Here is a 16,126-nt window from a genome sequence, read left to right on the forward strand (position 1 = left end):
TCTCAATATTATTTCTTTAAATATTTGTTATGGCCTTAATAATTTAAGATCACGTTCGTGGATCGCGCCATTGAACTGCTGCTTGGTATCCAGTAATTCGTTAGCGTTACGCAGGCTTGCAGCATCGTTATTGCTGTTAAGTGATGCTGAGGTCTTGATCGGGTAGCTGCCCTTGTCTATAAAATTCAGCGCGGCGGCCAGCATGGTCTCCAGCGGATCGCCAAAGTCGTGGGTAAGGTCATCGGTGGCGGTAGTGCCCGGCGCATAAGTGCCCGGGATCATGCCCTGATAAAAATCGGCCTTACCTTCTGAGTTGCGGCTCTCGATCTCAGACAAATAAAGATCATACTCCGACTTAGTACCCAGCGGGATGCCGAAAAAGCCTACCGGTTTACCGTAGCTGGTAGCGCCAATGATCTGCACACCACCCGAAAGCGCTGGTTTGATGTTATTGATCGTAAGCTCACTGGCCGAGGCGGTGCTGCCGGTGATCAGGAAAAACACGCGGTTGAGGTTCAATGAACCTTTCTTGCTAAAGTTATAAGTGTTCTTGGCTATGCTGAAATCACCTGCATTGATCTTGTATTTTTTTGATAGCAGCGGGTGGTCGCCTTTTTGTAGCCTATCATTGAACGCCTCAACGAACATCAGCGAGCCGTTCTTGGCGCTTGGCACCAAATAATTGTCAATGTATTGTGCGGTCTCGATAGCGCCGCCGCCGTTATAGCGCAGATCGATCACCAATTCGGTAATGCCATCCGAAGCGAATTTGTTAAATGCCGCATCGATCGACGCCCTGGCGTTATCCAAAACGGTGAAACGGCTAAAGGCAAAGTAACCGACCTTAGTACCACCCGCAGTGGTGATCGTGGTAGCCTTGATCACCGGGTTAACGGTGTAGGTGGTCTTGCTCACGGTAGCCGTAAATACCGAGTTATCCGGACGTTGCAGGGTCAATTTGATGGAGTTGCTGCTCAACGCCTGATTAATACGTACGATAGCCGGATCGGTGCTGGTGTTGGTGGTAAGCGTAACTGAACCATCATTAACAGCTGTTACACGATAGCCACGGGCCAAACCCTGTGTCGCAGCCGATGAGTTAGGATACACATAACGAATGCGCAGGTCATCGGTACTTACGTATTTTAAAGCAAAACCCAGGTCGCCGCCGGTACCGCCAATGGCTGTGGCCGCCTGGCCGCCATCGATGTATGAATACTTTGAAGTATTTGGATAGCTGGCGTTATACTCGTATGGCTTGTTGGTGGTCGGGTTGATCTTGATCTGCGAAAGTGCATCGATCTCGTTCTGCAAAGCATCAAGATCAGAGCTGCCGGTGAACCGGGCCGTATTGAAAGTGCTGGCGCTTGGCAATGCATCATACCACAAGTATTCTTCCTGGGCGTAGGCGTAAAGGGAGTCCTTCAGTAACTGTAAGGTCTTTCCGTTATCAGCCTCACCATTATTCTTATCTTTTTTACACGACGCAAAAACACCCGCGAACAGGAACAGGAACGGTAAGAACTTCTTCATGAAAATTAGATTTGTTTAGTAACGTACAATATAGCAATAAATTATACGAATAAACAGACCGTTCGGATGTTATATTTTGATCAGGTCTATGCCACATGCTTCGGCACAAAGCTGGTCGGTCTCGGTGTGTCCGATCATGACCACATCACGTCGTTGAAACTGATGTTTTTCCAACAGTAAATGGATCATATCTGGCTCTGGCTTAGGTACCAGTTCGTTGGCAAAGTAGCAGGTCAAATAAGCCTCCAGGCCTTGCCAGTCGGTATGTTTGATCTTGTTGAGCTGTGTTTTGGGGGCACCGTTGGTCACGATGAAGATCTGTTTGCGGTCCACCACGATATCTTGCAGCAGCGTCAGCATCTCGGGGTACAGCATGATGCGCAACGGGATCTGTGCGGTGGTGTGCAAATGCTCAAAGTTTTCGCGATATTTCTCGTCTATCTTGAAGCGCTCCTGCAACACATCAAAAACCTTAGCGGCACCCTGCTCCTCATGTGTGGCCACCATCAGGTTCACCAACACCTTGGCGTCAAGCAGTTCGGTATATTCTAAATAACCGGCAAAGAGGTAGTACACCTGGTACAGGTACTCCTTTTCAGGGAAAAGCACATTATCCAGCTCAAATATAAAAGCCTGCTTACGGGGGTCGATGTTACTATAGCTGATCATACGCTGCGGTTAGTTTGATGCCATACTCGCTGAACAACAATTCGGCAGGGGCCAGCGCGGCCATCTCCTCAGGCCGTAGCAAATATACTTCACCGATATGGTGATCCAGACACAGGGCCAGCATCTCGTGCGGGTAAGTATCGCTTTGGGGTTTGGGTGTGGTGATCATGGCACCGCTTTTAAGCATCACCTCGGGCAGATCGGTGTGATCACCTAATAAGACGTCATGGCCGTTCAACTGGCCTTTTAACTGGTAAGCTTTGGCCGTTGCGGCCGCTGTGATCAATATACGCACTGTTTATCTACTGAACTATTAATCCATCTTTCATCATCACCTTGCGGTCGCTCAGGTCGGCCAGGTCCTCGTTGTGGGTAACGATGATGAAGCTTTGATCGAACTCATTACGAAGATCGATGAACAACTGGTGCAGATCCCGGGCGTTGGCCGAGTCAAGGTTTCCTGAAGGCTCATCGGCCAGTACGATGGCCGGCTCATTGATCAGCGCACGGGCCACGGCCACGCGCTGCTGCTCGCCTCCTGAAAGCTGGTTGGGCTTATGATAGGCCCGGCTGCTGAGGCCAAGCTTACTTAACAATGCTGCTGCACGCTTTTGCGCATCGGCCTTGCTCACACCGGCTATAAAGGCGGGTATACACACGTTCTCGATGGCGTTGAATTCGGCCAGCAAATGGTGGAACTGGAAAATGAAACCGATCTGCTTATTGCGCACCTGGCTCAGCTGCTTGTTGTTAAGCTTGCTGATCTCCTGTCCTTTTAAATAGAGCTGACCAGCATCGGGCTTGTCTAACGTGCCAATAATGTTGAGCAGCGAGCTTTTACCGGCGCCCGATGCGCCCACAATGGTCACGATCTCGCCCTGCGCTACCTCAAGGTCAACGCCCTTGAGTATTTGTAACGACCCATAAGTTTTTTGGATACCCAACGCTTTAAGCATGTGCAAATGTAGGAAACCTCACCTAAATCCTCTCCAAAGGAGAGGACTTTAAAACACATAGACATTATAAATTAAAATGTCCTCCCCTTGGGAGGGTTGGGTGGGGTTGCTAATTTCATAAAATCGGCTTTCAAATTTTATTACTCCGACTGAAATTGTAGATTTACCGCAAATTCTTCACAAAACATGAATATTCACGAATATCAGGGCAAAGCGATACTAAAAAGCTTTGGCGTAAGGGTACAGGAAGGCATTGTGGCCGATACTGTGGAACAGGCTGTTGAGGCTGCCCAAAAAATGAAAGAAGATTTCGGCTCGAGCTGGGTAGTTGTTAAGGCCCAGATCCATGCCGGTGGTCGTGGTAAAGGAGGCGGTGTTAAATTAGCCAAGAACCTTGATGAGGTGAAAGAAAAAGCAGAGGCCATTTTAGGCATGCAACTGGTTACTCCACAAACCGGACCTGAAGGTAAAAAAGTACATAAAGTATTGATCGCTCAGGATGTTTACTACCCTGGCGACAGCGAGACCAAAGAGTTTTACATGAGCGTATTGTTGGATCGTGCCAAAGGCCGCAACATTATCATGTACAGCACCGAGGGTGGTATGGACATTGAAGAAGTAGCACACGCTACCCCTCACCTGATCCACAAAGAAGAGATCGATCCTAAAGTTGGTCTGCAAGGTTTCCAGGCACGTAAGATCGCCTTTAACCTGGGCCTTTCGGGCGATGCTTTTAAAGATATGGTGAAGTTCATCACCGCTTTGTACAAAGCTTATGATGCTACCGATTCATCTCAATTTGAGATCAACCCGGTATTGAAAACATCTGACAATAAGATCCTGGCCGTTGACGCTAAGGTTAACCTTGACGATAACGCTTTATACCGCCATGCTGATTACGCGGCCATGCGCGATACCAACGAGGAAGATCCAACCGAGGTTGAAGCAAGCCACTCGAACCTGAACTACGTGAAACTGGATGGTAACGTAGGTTGTATGGTGAACGGTGCCGGTTTAGCGATGGCCACTATGGACATCATCAAGATCGCTGGTGGCGAGCCTGCTAACTTTTTGGACGTAGGTGGTACCGCAAACGCACAAACCGTTAAAGCTGGTTTTAACATCATTTTGAGCGATCCTAAAGTGAAAGCTATTTTGATCAACATCTTTGGTGGTATCGTTCGTTGTGATCGTGTTGCTCAAGGTGTGATCGATGCTTACCAGGAGATCGGTAATATCCCTGTGCCGATCATCGTACGCTTACAAGGCACTAACGCTAAAGAAGCTAAAGACCTGATCGATAACTCAGGTTTGAAAGTGTTCTCGGCCATACTGCTTAAAGAAGCTGCTGAAAAAGTAAAAGAAGTGTTGGCCTAATATCCAACGGCCCCACCCCGGCCCTCCCCAGGAGGGAGGGAGTAATAATTATAGCAAAGAAGCCCCGTCTAGTTTAGACGGGGCTTCTTTGTATCATGAAATTTAAAGCCCTCCCTCCCGGGGAGGGCCGGGGTGGGGCTGCGGGCAATTTTTCTTAACCTACATTAAGTGTCATTATTCAAATAGTGCGTTCCTTTGTTAATAGATAATTGACATTAAAATTATTTGTTTAAACATACGAATCGTTTATACTTGTAAATACTTAAACATCATACATATGGCAACTAATAAATGGGTAATGGACCCAATGCACTCAGAGGTACAATTCAAGGTTAAACACCTGGTGATATCTACCGTTACTGGCTCGTTCCGTAAATTTGAAGGAACCGTGACCAGTGAGAATGATGATTTTCAAGGCGCCGACATTCAATTCTCATTGGATGTGGACAGCATTGACACCACTCAAGAGGCTCGCGACCAACATTTGAAAGGCGAAGATTTCTTTAACTCTGCCGCTCACCCGAACATCAGCTTCAAGTCTACCTCGTTCACCAAAGTAAGTGGCGACGACTACAAACTGACCGGCGACCTGACCGTTAAAGGTGTGACCAAACCAGTTACCCTGGATGTTGAATTTGGTGGATCAGCTACCGATTTTTACGGCAACACCAAAGCCGGATTTGAGATCGCTGGCAAGATCAGCCGTAAAGAATTTGGCCTGACCTGGGACGGCGTTACCGAAGCCGGCTCGATCGTGGTTGGCGACGAGGTGAAACTGATCATTAACGCTCAATTCGCTAAAGAGGCGTAAGAAGATAAAACATCGTCATCGCGAGGTACGAAGCGATCCCTACGCAGATTTATTAGCTAACATAGCTGAGAGATCGCACCACCTTCGCAGTGACGTAACAAAAAGCCCTGTCTACTATGACAGGGCTTTGCTATTTGACATGATCTTTTAGCCCTTCCCCATGGGGAGGGCCAGGGTGGGCCGCAAACTTATTTTGCCGATATTTGCTTAATCATTATGCTGATCAGAATATATCCCGAAAATCCAAATCCTAAGGCCATAGAACAGGTGGTGCAGGTTTTACGCCGCGGCGGGATCATCATCTACCCTACTGATACCGTTTATGGTCTCGGTTGCGATATCACTAACCACCGCGCCATTGAGGCGGTGGCCCGCATTCGTAACATCAAGCCTGAGAAAGCTAACTTTTCGTTCATTTGCCATGACCTGAGCAACCTGGCCGATTATACCAAACCGATCGATAATGCCGTGTTCAGGGTATTGAAAAAGGCTCTCCCTGGTCCTTTCACGTTCATCCTGAATGCCAGCGGACTGGTTCCGAAGCTATTGAGCTCCAACAAGAAGACGGTGGGTATACGTGTGCCTGATAACAATGTAGCGCGCGAGATCGTGAGGCAACTGGGCAATCCTATACTGTCCACTTCCATCCGCGATGATGATGATATTATTGAGTACTCCACCGACCCTGAGCTGATACACGAGAAATATCAGGACCTCGTGGATATTGTGATCGATGGCGGATACGGCGGCAACGTGGCTTCTACAGTGGTGGATGTCACCTCAGGCGACTTCGAGGTGATACGGGAAGGCAAGGGCGACCTGGATGCTTATTTATAGCCCCCCAGCCCCCTGAAGGGGGAGCCAATGGTTATCACCTTAAAAAAGAACGGTCATCCCGAACTTGTTTCGGCATCCCACAGATAGGTAATGGAATTGACCTGTTACCTTGCAAGAGAGATGCCGATATGCATCGGCATGACGGATCTCAGTGTTTATTCTCTTACGCCTTTGACGAACTCACCTATCCGCTCTAAATAGTTCTCTTCGCCTAAAAACTTCACGAAGGCACTGCCTACGATGGCACCGTTAGCATATGAGGTAGCTTTATCAAAAGCCGCTTTATTGCCAATACCGAAGCCGATCACCACAGGGTTGTTCAACTGCATGTCCTTGATGCGTTGAAAATAGGTCTCCACCGAATCATTGATCTCCAGGCTGCGGCCGGTGATCGATGCTGATGATAGCAGGTAGATGAAGCTGTTGCTCAACTCATCGATCTTGCGAATGCGTGCCTCGGCGGTTTGCGGCGTCACCAGGAAGATGTTGCTGATGTTGTGTTTGGCAAAGCAGTCCTTATAAAGGGTCTCGTACTCATACATGGGCAGGTCGGGCACGATCACACCATCTACCCCCACCTCGGCTGCCTTGGCACAAAAGTTCTCTACGCCGTACTGTACCATTGGGTTGGCATAGCCCATCAGCAGCACCGGGATGCTCACTCGCTTACGCAGATCAGCCAGTTGTTCGAACAGCAACTTGAGCGTCATGCCATTATCCAGCGCTTTTTGCGAGCTGTTTTGGATGGTAGGTCCGTCGGCTACCGGATCAGAGTACGGGAAACCGATCTCTAAAAAATCCACACCGGCCTTTTCCAAGGCTTCAGCGATATCTAAAGTAGTATTCAGTTCAGGATAGCCGGCAGTAAAATATACCGATAGCAAGTTGTTCTTTTTAGTAGCGAACAGTTGGTTAAGGCGGTTCATTGTTTGTCTAATTAATACGGTCGATCGTTAACGAGTTCTTATCATGAAGACCATCTCTATCAGATCAACTTGGGTTGCTTTGAAGTAAGTATCGCTTACGCGGCGTGAAAAGCCTATTTCAAATGAATCGGTTATGGCTTCAAGTTCAAAAATAAATTGGTTGTTCTTTACAGGAATGGAGCAATCCTTTCCAGATATAAGCTTGCCTGCAAATTGAAAGCATCCTCCGTACAAGTGCTCCTCGTTTCCATAATCCGTGAGCTCTGCTTCTTTTGCGAGATCGACGCCTAAATCTTCAAAGAGTTGCTTTATTTCAAGTGGATATAAACGGTCTTTTATTTCGATGAAATAACTACAATTGCTGCAGTTGCACTTCTCTGCATCGGTCACAGTAATATTGTTATATAACAATTGAGTTAACGGTCGATCAACTTCCATTACCCATCCTCTATATCTAACAATTTTAAGAGGCATTTAGCTAAAATCCGAAATGTTTGATATAAGTGCTCAGGTCCTTATCTCCACGGCCTGACAGGCATACTACTACGTTATCGGTAGGTTCAAATTTCATTTTCTCGAGGTAGGCAAAAGCGTGGGCCGATTCAATGGCCGGGATGATGCCTTCCAGTTGCGATAACAGTAGGCCGGCATCTAATGATTCTTCATCGGTAATGTTCACATACTGTGCACGCTGTATCTTGTGCAAATGCGCATGCTGCGGACCAATGCCTGGGTAATCCAGGCCTGCTGATATGGAATATGGTTCTACCACCTGCCCGTCATCGGTCTGCATCAATATGGTACGGCTACCGTGCAGGATGCCTTCGCGGCCCAGTACTGAGGTTGCTGCAGAATGACCGCTATCTACCCCTTTTCCGGCGGCCTCAACGGCGATCAGTTTCACGCTTTCATCCTCTAAAAAGTGGTAGAACATGCCCATGGCGTTGCTGCCACCACCCACGCAGGCCAGCACGTATTGCGGCAATTCGCTGCCGGTATGCTCGAGTAATTGTTTCTTGGTCTCTAACGAGATAATGGACTGGAACTTAGCCACCATTTCGGGGTATGGGTACGGGCCCACCACCGAGCCGATGATGTAGTGAGTATCTACCGGGTTATTGATCCAGTCGCGCATGGCCTCATTGGTGGCGTCCTTCAGGGTCTTGCTGCCTGAGGTGGCCGGCACTACGGTAGCACCCAGCATTTTCATACGGGCCACGTTAGGGGCCTGGCGCTCCATGTCGATCTCGCCCATGTATACCACGCATTCGATACCCATTAGGGCGCAAACGGTGGCGGTGGCCACGCCATGCTGACCGGCACCGGTCTCTGCTATGATACGTTTTTTGCCCAGGCGCTGGGCTAACAGGATCTGCCCGATGGCGTTATTGATCTTGTGCGATCCGGTATGGTTTAGATCCTCGCGCTTGAGGAAGATGTTGGCACTATACTTTTCAGACAGCCGCTTGGCATGGTACAAAGGCGAAGGGCGGCCTACATAATCCTTCAGCAGGCTTTCGAACTCGGCCTTGAAGCTTTCGTCGGTAATGATGGCCTGATATTGCTGGCGCAGCTCTTCAATGTTGGGGTACAACATCTCGGGGATGTACGCTCCGCCAAAATCACCATAATATCCCTGCTCGTTAACTGAATACTTCATCGTTATGCTCGTAATATTTCGAATGCTTTACGCAATCTGTCAATGTCCTTAATTCCGGGCCCGGTCTCGAACCTGCTGTTGAGGTCAACACCATAAAAGGCCGGATGTTGCAAATTTTTCACGCTTTCAAGGTTCTCTAAGCTCAAACCGCCTGATAAAAAGAAGGGCACCTCAAGCTGATAGCTATCAAGCACCCGCCAATCGAACGTTACGCCAGATCCACCGTGCGCTTCGGTCTTGGTGTCGAACAGGAAGTGATCCACCACACCCACGTATGGCTTCAGCACCTGCATATCGAACTGTTCGTTAACACCAAAGGCCTTGATCACCTTGGCACGATCACGAAGTGCAGCGCAAACCTCCGGGCTTTCGGCTCCATGAAGTTGTACCGCATCAAGGCCATGTGCATCGATCAGCTGGTCAATGGTGTCGATGTCCTCGTTCACAAAAACACCAGTTTTGATGATCGGTTCGTGTGCCGCGCTCAGGGCTTCCTGTATCCATTCTCCCACATACCTGGGCGATCGGCTGTAAAAAATGAAGCCGAGCAGGTCAGGATGCAGCGCTGCTACTTTCCTTATGTTAGCCGGGTCTCTCATCCCGCAAACCTTGATCTTCATACAATAAGTGATCTAAACGTTTGGCCTTGCTTAATTATTGATCCAATAATAGCTTGAAGCTTTTCAGCGCCTTGCCGCTTAGCAAAGCATCCTCGGCCTCATAAAAACTATCGGCAAAGGTCTTTTCAGGCGTGATAGTGCGTATGGCCAGTGCAGCGTTGCACAATACTACGTTATTTTGCGCAGTGGAGGCCTCGCCGTTCAATACTTTCATAAAGATCTCGGCCGATCCGGCTACCGTGTGGCCACCTGCTATCTCGTTCGGGTCCAGTTTATCAAAGCCTAATCCGGCAATGCTGTTAATCTGCTCGCCCTGGCTCGAAAAGGTCTTGAAGTCGCCTGTTAACGATATTTCATCATAACCATCCAGCGCGTTAACGATCGTATACTTCACGTCCGACCGTTGATACAGGTAAGCATACAAGCGGGCCAATTCCAAGTTATACACCCCTACCATCTGGTTCTTAGGCCTGGCCGGGTTCACCATGGGGCCCAACATGTTAAAAAAGGTCTTCACGCTGAGCTCGCGGCGTATCGGCGCCACGGTCTTCATGGCTGGATGGAACAACGGGGCATGCAAAAAGCAGATGCCTGCTCTGTCCAACCCACGGCTTAGCTCGTCCATATCGTTGGTGAACTGGTAACCCAGGTACTCCATCACGTTGGATGAACCACAGCCTGATGACACGCCGTAGTTACCATGCTTAGCCACCTTATACCCCGCTCCTGCCACCACGAACGATGCCAGGGTAGAGATGTTAAAAGTATCCTTGCCGTCGCCGCCGGTACCGCAAAGGTCGATCAGGTCGCCGGCGTCCAGTTGTACGGGCAGGCAAAGCTCCAGCATCGCATCTCTGAAACCTTCCAGTTCGTGCACCGTGATGGTGCGCATACAATAGGCGGTCATAAAGGCAGCCATTTGCGTGGCGTTATATTGGCCCTGGGCAATGTTGGTCAGTATCTCTTTCGATTGCTCGCGGCTAAAGGTCTTGTGCTCAAATAAATGGTTCAGTATGGCTTTCATTACCCAGTGCCCTTTTTAAGGGGACTTATATCGTTAGTGTTGTTATTTCCCCTGGATATTCACCCGCTTCTCCGTCAGGGGGCCGGAGGGCATGGACACAAAAAAAGGGCTGCCTGATGGCAACCCTTTTGTATACGTTCACATAAACAGGAAGTTGCCTTACGATCTCTCGTTCAGCCACCACCAGTTGTTGTTCATTAGTTTCATTTCTGTATGCGGCAAATATGATGATAGTTTTTGAAAATGCAAATATGATCGCACTTTTTACCATCACCAAAATTTCAAACCGCTTGGGCGAATCTTGTGGGTTAATTAAATAAACTATTAATAAACATGCACCCCATCATAAGGGTTATATTCAAAACATCAACAAAAGCTTATGTCGAACTATCCAGAAAAATTCCCTGCCGAAACACAAGATCATCAGCCCGGCACCGAGGCCGAAATGACGCCAAGGCCCGAATACATCAAACCCGATTACCGCGCCGCCGGCAAGTTACAGGGCAAAGTAGCACTGATCACCGGTGGCGACAGTGGCATTGGCCGCGCAGTGGCCATACATTACGCTACGGAAGGTGCCGATGTGGCCATCGTGTATCTTGACGAGGATGAAGATGCCAAAGAGACCCAACGGCTGGTGCAGGAAGCCGGGAGACAATGCCTGCTCATCAAAGGCGATATCAGGCAAAGCAGCTTTTGCAAGGAGGCGGTCGAACGTACGGCCAGCGAGCTAAACGGACTGAATATATTGGTGAATAATGCCGCCGTACAATATCCGCAAGAGGACTTCGAGGCCATTGATGAGGAACAGTTACAGCGCACGTTCCAAACCAATATCCTGTCGCATTTCCACTTTTCATCAGCGGCCATGAAGTATTTAAAAGAGGGCGACAGCATCATCAATACCACATCGGTAACGGCTTACCGCTCATCGCCCCATTTGATCGATTATTCGACCACCAAAGGCGCTATCGTGACCTTTACACGGTCATTATCCAAGAACCTGGCCGAGAAAAAGATCCGCGTGAACGGCGTGGCACCCGGCCCGGTATGGACACCGCTGATCGTATCGAGTTTTGACGAGGAGAAGATCGCCAAATTTGGCCAGGACGTGCCGCTGGGCCGTGCCGGACAACCATCAGAAGTTGGTCCTGCGTACGTGTTCCTGGCTTCGGATGACGCCTCGTACATCACTGGCCAGATCATTCACGTAAACGGTGGCGAGATCATTAACGGCTGATCACGCGGCTTATTGCGTTCACACATTTAGGGAGTAAGGAATATCGGTTCACAGCCAGGCCAACGACAACAATGTAGCGGCTATATTCGTATCATTGTGCCTTTCCGTCGTCCCCTGATCTGATGAACCGATATCTTTCACTTTTGCTGATACCTTGTATCACGCTGGCGGCACAAGCTGCACGGGTGAAAGTAGCTGCCAGCCAGGGCATGAGTGCTATAGCTGCACATGACCAAGTGGACAGCTTGAACAACGCTGCCTTCAAGCTCTTGATGTCGCGACCGGCCCTGGCGCGTGAGCTGGCGCAAAAGGCGCTGTTACTGGCCCGTCGCCAACGATGGGACAAAGGCATTGGCGAGAGCTTTTTGAATATCGGTAAAACCTACTGGACGCAGAACCACTTCCACATCAGTCTTTTTTCATACAGCACGGCGTTGACCTACCTGCAACGAACGCGCGATAGCACGTTACTGTCTGACTGTTACCGCTGCCTGGGCCGCAACTACATTGACCTGAAAACGCTTGATGCTGCGCCCGGCTACCTTGATAAGGCTCTCCATTACGCCGGTAAGGACGATGCCTTGCGTGAACTGGCCTTACGTGAGCGCTCGCAATATTTTATCTATAAAAAGCAGTTCGACCGGGCACTGGCCGATATTAACGTGGCTATGGCCATTAGTCGTAAGGCCGACCGCAAGATCAGCTTAGGTGTGTTGTACGCACGCCTGCTTGACCTCAGCGTGCATAAAGGCCAACTGACCCAGGCCCTTACCTATGCCGACACTGCCATACAACTCAGCTACGCCGCCAATAACAAGCGTTTACGGGCCGTAGTGTTGGTAGATGAGGCTGGTATTTATCTAAAGCAAGGCCGCCAGGCAAACGCCATTAAACTGGGTAAAGAAGCAGCCACCCTGGCGCGAGCCATTGGCAACACCGAAGTGTACAAACGCGCGAGTCGTTTGCTGTACGAAATTTATGCGCATATAGGCAATAAGGACATGACGCTAAAGTACCAGCATGATTACATTGCCATGCAGGATAGCCTAAGCCTGCTATCGGCCCAAAGTAATACGCGTTTGATACAAGAGTACCTGGCTTTGAACTCCAAGCTGCACAGCATCGATAAGATCACGCATCAGAACGAGGTTGGCGGACTGCTCATCCGCTCGCAGCGCATCACGATCATTAACCTGGCGGTCACCGTGCTGATATTGACCATACTGATGTATGTGCTTTACCGCAGCTACCGCTCAAAGAACCGGCTATCAAAACAATTGCACGCCGAGCACCAGGAAGTGACCGAGCAAAAGCGACTGATCGAACTGCAAAGCCGCGACCTTAACGAGCTGAACTTGCAGAAGAACAACCTGCTGGCCATTATAGGCCATGACCTGAGAACTCCTATGGCCAACATTAACATGATCATTGAGCTTTTTGAGGAGCAGGAAGTGGACGAGCAGGAAGTGAAGAACCTGATCAGGGACATGGCCCCGGCCATAAAAGGTGCCGAACTGACCTTGAACAACCTGATGGACTGGGCCGGTAGCCAGATCCGCGGTGCACAGATCAACATCACTCGTGTGGATGTGACCGCCGTAGTGAAGGACACGCTGAGCGCCTTTACCCTGCCATTATCACGCAAGCAGATCGCCACCGAGGTACGGGTGCCCGCCGAGGCAATGGTAATGGCCGATGAGTACCAACTCAAGACCATATTGCGCAACTTTTTAAGCAACGCCATCAAATTCACGCCCGATCAGGGCGCCATATGCATTTATGCCGAACCCAAAGCCGACCGCTGGATCATAGCCGTAAAAGATACCGGCAAAGGCATGACCGAAGCCGACATCGATCGGTTGTTCAAGGCCAGTTCTCACTTCAGTAAGACCGGTACCCGGGGCGAGAAAGGCTCGGGCATAGGCCTGCTGCTATGCCGGCAGTTGGCCGAGGCCAATGGTGGTACTATAGGCGCATCGTCCAACGGTGGCCAGGGCGGTGTGTTCTATGTTTCGTTACCCGCTGCGGTACTCATTACGGCCTGATCACAAAAAAGAACGGGCAAGCCTGATGGCCTGCCCGTTAGATATATTCCGGTATATCCGCTATTAAAAGTTGGGTTTAAGCAGATATTTATTGTAAAAGCGGAAGATGTGCTCCACGGCTTCTTCGGCGGTATCCACCACACGGTAAAGGTGCAGGTCATCAGGGCTTATGTTGTTCTCGGCTTTGAGCATCTTCTCTTCAACCCAGTCAAATAAACCTTTCCAATAATCCACACCGATGAACACGATCGGGAAACGCGCGATCTTACCGGTTTGGATGAGAGTGATGGCCTCGAATGATTCGTCCATGGTACCAAAACCGCCAGGTAACACGATGAAACCTTGCGAGTACTTCATGAACATTACTTTACGCACAAAAAAGTAATCGAACTCGAGTAGTTTATCACGGTCGATGTACTTATTATGGAACTGTTCGAAAGGAAGTTCGATATTCAAACCTACTGATTTGCCACCGGCCTCGTAAGCGCCCTTATTGGCCGCCTCCATAATACCAGGGCCACCGCCCGATATCACGCCGTAACCCTGCTCGGTCAACAAGCGGGCACATTCTACCGCACACTCGTAGTACGGGTTCTCGTTCTTAGTACGTGCCGACCCGAATATGGACACGCACGGGCCTATCTTGGCCAGTTTCTCAAAACCGTCCACGAACTCGGCCATGATCTTGAAGATCGACCAGCTATCCGTCACTTTGATCTCGTGCCAATCCTGGTTCCTGAAGGCTTGTCTTATTTTTTCATCACCTGTCATTATCTGTCTTGTCTAAGTTGTTATAACGCTAATACCCTCGTTTTTGCTTTAGAGGTAAGCAGCAAACTTACAAAAGTGATCAGACCATTCACAATGATCAACTCATTATCGAAAACATAGCCTCCTAAAATGTTCTTCGACTCGGTGCTCAAGAAGTAACAAACAGCTGGCGAAATGAGACAAATGAACGGCACCAGCTTATCATTCACCTGGCGGCTACTCATGAACAGGCCAAAACCATAAAGCCCTAATAGCGGCCCGTAAGTGTACGAAGCCACCTTGAATATGGCGCTTACCACAGCATCGTTGTTAACCGCGTTGAACAAAATAATGGTGAGGAACATGAGTGCCGAAAAGGCGATATGCACATAATGACGGGTGCGTACCATGGCCTTACTATTCTTGTCCTCTTTTTTATCAAAGTTCAAAAAGTCAACGCAGAACGAAGTAGTGAGGGCCGTTAACGCCGAATCGGTAGTGGCAAAAGTGGCAGCCGTAAGCCCAAGCATGAACACGATGGCCGGTGCCAAGCCCAGGTATTTTAAAGCGATGGTCGGGTACAGATAATCGGTCTTCTCTACCGTGATGCCATTTTTTGCGGCATACAGGTATAACAATGCACCCACACTCAGGAAGAAGATGTTGATCACCACGAACACCGCGGTAAAGCTGAACATGTTCTTTTGTGCTTCGCCGATGTTCTTACAGCTCAGGTTCTTTTGCATCAGGTCCTGGTCAAGGCCGGTCATGGCCACGGTGATGAACAAACCACCCAGGAACTGTTTGCTCAGATGCAGCTTACTGCTCAGGAAATCATTGGTGAAGAATATCTTGCTGTAGCTGCTCTCTTTGATCGCCTCGGCCGCCTGGAAGATGTTCATATCCAAACTGCGGCAAATGAAGTATATGGAAAGGAACACCGACGACACCAGGAACAGCGTTTGCAAGCTGTCGGTAATGATGATCGTTTTTAACCCGCCCTTGAACGTGTACGACCAGATGAGCAGCAGGCAGAATAGCACCGTTGCCCAGAATGGGATGCCATAGCTATCAAAAATGAAGCGCTGCAATACGATCACCACCAGGTACAACCTGAACGATGAACCGATGGTACGGCTGATCAAAAATATGGTAGCCGCTGTTTTATAGCTCCACCGGCCCAATGCGCTTTCAATGTAGCTGTAGATAGACGTTAGCTTCATGCGGTAGTACAAAGGAAGCAGCACCGTAGCAATGATGATAAACCCCGCCGCATTACCCAGCACGAATTGAAAGTAAGCGAACTGATCACCGCCGGGCGCCCCTACCTTGCCCGGAACGGATATGAATGTCACACCACTGAGCGCTGTACCGATCATACCAAAGGCCACCAGGTACCATTTGGAATTACGGTTGGCCACAAAAAAGGCATCATTATCTGACGAGTTGCGCGACGTGAGGTACGAGATCAGGATCAGTACCAAAAAATATCCGGCGATGAATAATAGTAATACTCCGGGCGACATGGGCTACTTGGTTTAAATATGTTTAGTAAAAGTAAGGGTTAAAACTAATACAAAAGAGTTGAACTGCCTAATAAGCGATCGCATTATTATGCATGTTGTGTAAAACAACAGGCAACAACTGGCGACACCCATGAAACATCCCGCTGTTCGGC

15 protein-coding genes and 1 pseudogene are annotated in these 16,126 nt (G+C 49.2%); 5 read left to right on the plus strand and 11 right to left on the minus strand.

Annotation, left to right across the window (positions count from 1 at the left end):
- Positions 1–27: 27 nt before the first annotated feature.
- The 4 genes from LLH06_RS15000 to LLH06_RS15015 form a co-directional block, all read right to left on the minus strand.
- Entirely contained in the window at positions 28–1,533 is a 1,506-nt protein-coding gene (locus LLH06_RS15000) for a S41 family peptidase (RefSeq protein ID WP_228170109.1), read from the minus strand.
- A 69-nt stretch (positions 1,534–1,602) separates the two neighbouring features.
- Positions 1,603–2,202, minus strand: coding sequence for an HAD family hydrolase (locus LLH06_RS15005; RefSeq protein ID WP_228170110.1), 600 nt, complete (start codon positions 2,200–2,202; stop codon positions 1,603–1,605).
- Positions 2,189–2,497 (minus strand): hypothetical protein, encoded by a 309-nt coding sequence (locus tag LLH06_RS15010; RefSeq protein ID WP_228170111.1) that lies wholly within the window; start codon positions 2,495–2,497, stop codon positions 2,189–2,191. Before LLH06_RS15010 ends, LLH06_RS15005 begins: the two co-directional genes overlap by 14 nt.
- A 7-nt stretch (positions 2,498–2,504) precedes the next feature.
- A complete protein-coding gene (locus LLH06_RS15015; protein WP_228170112.1) occupies positions 2,505–3,158 on the minus strand; it encodes an ABC transporter ATP-binding protein in 654 nt (217 codons plus the stop codon).
- Positions 3,159–3,341: 183 nt separating this feature from the next.
- Between LLH06_RS15015 and sucC the strand changes: the two are divergent.
- The 3 genes and pseudogenes from sucC to LLH06_RS15030 all read left to right on the plus strand — a co-directional run.
- A pseudogene (sucC, locus tag LLH06_RS15020) lies at positions 3,342–4,535 on the plus strand (ADP-forming succinate--CoA ligase subunit beta); the annotation flags it as partial.
- 277 nt (positions 4,536–4,812) lie between these two features.
- A complete protein-coding gene (locus LLH06_RS15025; protein WP_228170114.1) occupies positions 4,813–5,346 on the plus strand; it encodes a YceI family protein in 534 nt (177 codons plus the stop codon).
- 216 nt (positions 5,347–5,562) lie between these two features.
- Positions 5,563–6,183, plus strand: coding sequence for an L-threonylcarbamoyladenylate synthase (locus tag LLH06_RS15030; RefSeq protein ID WP_228170115.1), 621 nt, complete (start codon positions 5,563–5,565; stop codon positions 6,181–6,183).
- 155 nt (positions 6,184–6,338) lie between these two features.
- Here LLH06_RS15030 and trpA read toward each other — a convergent pair whose 3' ends face one another.
- The 5 genes from trpA to trpD are packed head-to-tail and all read right to left on the minus strand — an operon-like array spanning position 6,339 to position 10,413.
- The gene (gene trpA / locus LLH06_RS15035) at positions 6,339–7,109 is read right to left on the minus strand and encodes a tryptophan synthase subunit alpha (protein WP_228170116.1); all 771 of its coding nucleotides are present in this window, start codon (positions 7,107–7,109) and stop codon (positions 6,339–6,341) included.
- Between the two features lie 27 nt (positions 7,110–7,136).
- Complete coding sequence (locus LLH06_RS15040; RefSeq protein ID WP_228170117.1) at positions 7,137–7,583, minus strand: hypothetical protein; 447 nt, start codon at positions 7,581–7,583, stop codon at positions 7,137–7,139.
- Between the two features lie 4 nt (positions 7,584–7,587).
- On the minus strand, positions 7,588–8,769 hold the full coding sequence (gene trpB / locus LLH06_RS15045; RefSeq protein ID WP_228170118.1) for a tryptophan synthase subunit beta: 1,182 nt from the start codon (positions 8,767–8,769) through the stop codon (positions 7,588–7,590).
- Between the two features lie 2 nt (positions 8,770–8,771).
- Positions 8,772–9,389 carry a phosphoribosylanthranilate isomerase gene (locus LLH06_RS15050; RefSeq protein ID WP_228170119.1) on the minus strand — a complete coding sequence of 206 codons (618 nt, stop codon included), beginning with the start codon at positions 9,387–9,389 and terminating at the stop codon, positions 8,772–8,774.
- Between the two features lie 34 nt (positions 9,390–9,423).
- Entirely contained in the window at positions 9,424–10,413 is a 990-nt protein-coding gene (gene trpD / locus LLH06_RS15055) for an anthranilate phosphoribosyltransferase (RefSeq protein ID WP_228170120.1), read from the minus strand.
- A 379-nt stretch (positions 10,414–10,792) separates the two neighbouring features.
- Here trpD and LLH06_RS15060 point away from each other — a divergent pair, with 379 nt between their 5' ends.
- Positions 10,793–11,653, plus strand: a complete 861-nt coding sequence (locus tag LLH06_RS15060) for an SDR family oxidoreductase (RefSeq protein ID WP_228170121.1) — start codon at positions 10,793–10,795, stop codon at positions 11,651–11,653.
- 143 nt (positions 11,654–11,796) lie between these two features.
- Positions 11,797–13,698 carry an ATP-binding protein gene (locus tag LLH06_RS15065; RefSeq protein WP_228170122.1) on the plus strand — a complete coding sequence of 634 codons (1,902 nt, stop codon included), beginning with the start codon at positions 11,797–11,799 and terminating at the stop codon, positions 13,696–13,698.
- A gap of 63 nt (positions 13,699–13,761) precedes the next feature.
- Here the strand turns inward: LLH06_RS15065 and LLH06_RS15070 are convergent, their stop codons facing one another.
- Together LLH06_RS15070 and LLH06_RS15075 are read right to left on the minus strand one after the other, a co-directional pair.
- On the minus strand, positions 13,762–14,469 hold the full coding sequence (locus tag LLH06_RS15070) for an LOG family protein (RefSeq protein ID WP_228170123.1): 708 nt from the start codon (positions 14,467–14,469) through the stop codon (positions 13,762–13,764).
- 20 nt (positions 14,470–14,489) lie between these two features.
- Positions 14,490–15,974: a sodium:solute symporter gene (locus tag LLH06_RS15075; protein WP_228170124.1), complete on the minus strand. Its 1,485-nt coding sequence runs from the start codon at positions 15,972–15,974 to the stop codon at positions 14,490–14,492.
- Between the last annotated feature and the right edge of the window lie 152 nt (positions 15,975–16,126).

The sequence above is a fragment of the Mucilaginibacter daejeonensis genome (assembly GCF_020783335.1).
Classification (GTDB): domain Bacteria; phylum Bacteroidota; class Bacteroidia; order Sphingobacteriales; family Sphingobacteriaceae; genus Mucilaginibacter; species Mucilaginibacter daejeonensis.

Coding starts and splice junctions, on each gene's coding strand:
- LLH06_RS15030 (WP_228170115.1), top strand. CDS start 5,563: ATGCTGATCAGAATATATCCCGAAAATCCAAATCCTAAGGCCATAGAA.
- LLH06_RS15075 (WP_228170124.1), bottom strand. CDS start 15,974: ATGTCGCCCGGAGTATTACTATTATTCATCGCCGGATATTTTTTGGTA.
- LLH06_RS15025 (WP_228170114.1), top strand. CDS start 4,813: ATGGCAACTAATAAATGGGTAATGGACCCAATGCACTCAGAGGTACAA.
- LLH06_RS15070 (WP_228170123.1), bottom strand. CDS start 14,469: ATGACAGGTGATGAAAAAATAAGACAAGCCTTCAGGAACCAGGATTGG.
- trpA (WP_228170116.1), bottom strand. CDS start 7,109: ATGAACCGCCTTAACCAACTGTTCGCTACTAAAAAGAACAACTTGCTA.
- LLH06_RS15050 (WP_228170119.1), bottom strand. CDS start 9,389: ATGAAGATCAAGGTTTGCGGGATGAGAGACCCGGCTAACATAAGGAAA.
- LLH06_RS15015 (WP_228170112.1), bottom strand. CDS start 3,158: ATGCTTAAAGCGTTGGGTATCCAAAAAACTTATGGGTCGTTACAAATA.
- trpB (WP_228170118.1), bottom strand. CDS start 8,769: ATGAAGTATTCAGTTAACGAGCAGGGATATTATGGTGATTTTGGCGGA.
- LLH06_RS15040 (WP_228170117.1), bottom strand. CDS start 7,583: ATGCCTCTTAAAATTGTTAGATATAGAGGATGGGTAATGGAAGTTGAT.
- LLH06_RS15060 (WP_228170121.1), top strand. CDS start 10,793: ATGTCGAACTATCCAGAAAAATTCCCTGCCGAAACACAAGATCATCAG.
- LLH06_RS15005 (WP_228170110.1), bottom strand. CDS start 2,202: ATGATCAGCTATAGTAACATCGACCCCCGTAAGCAGGCTTTTATATTT.
- trpD (WP_228170120.1), bottom strand. CDS start 10,413: ATGAAAGCCATACTGAACCATTTATTTGAGCACAAGACCTTTAGCCGC.
- LLH06_RS15000 (WP_228170109.1), bottom strand. CDS start 1,533: ATGAAGAAGTTCTTACCGTTCCTGTTCCTGTTCGCGGGTGTTTTTGCG.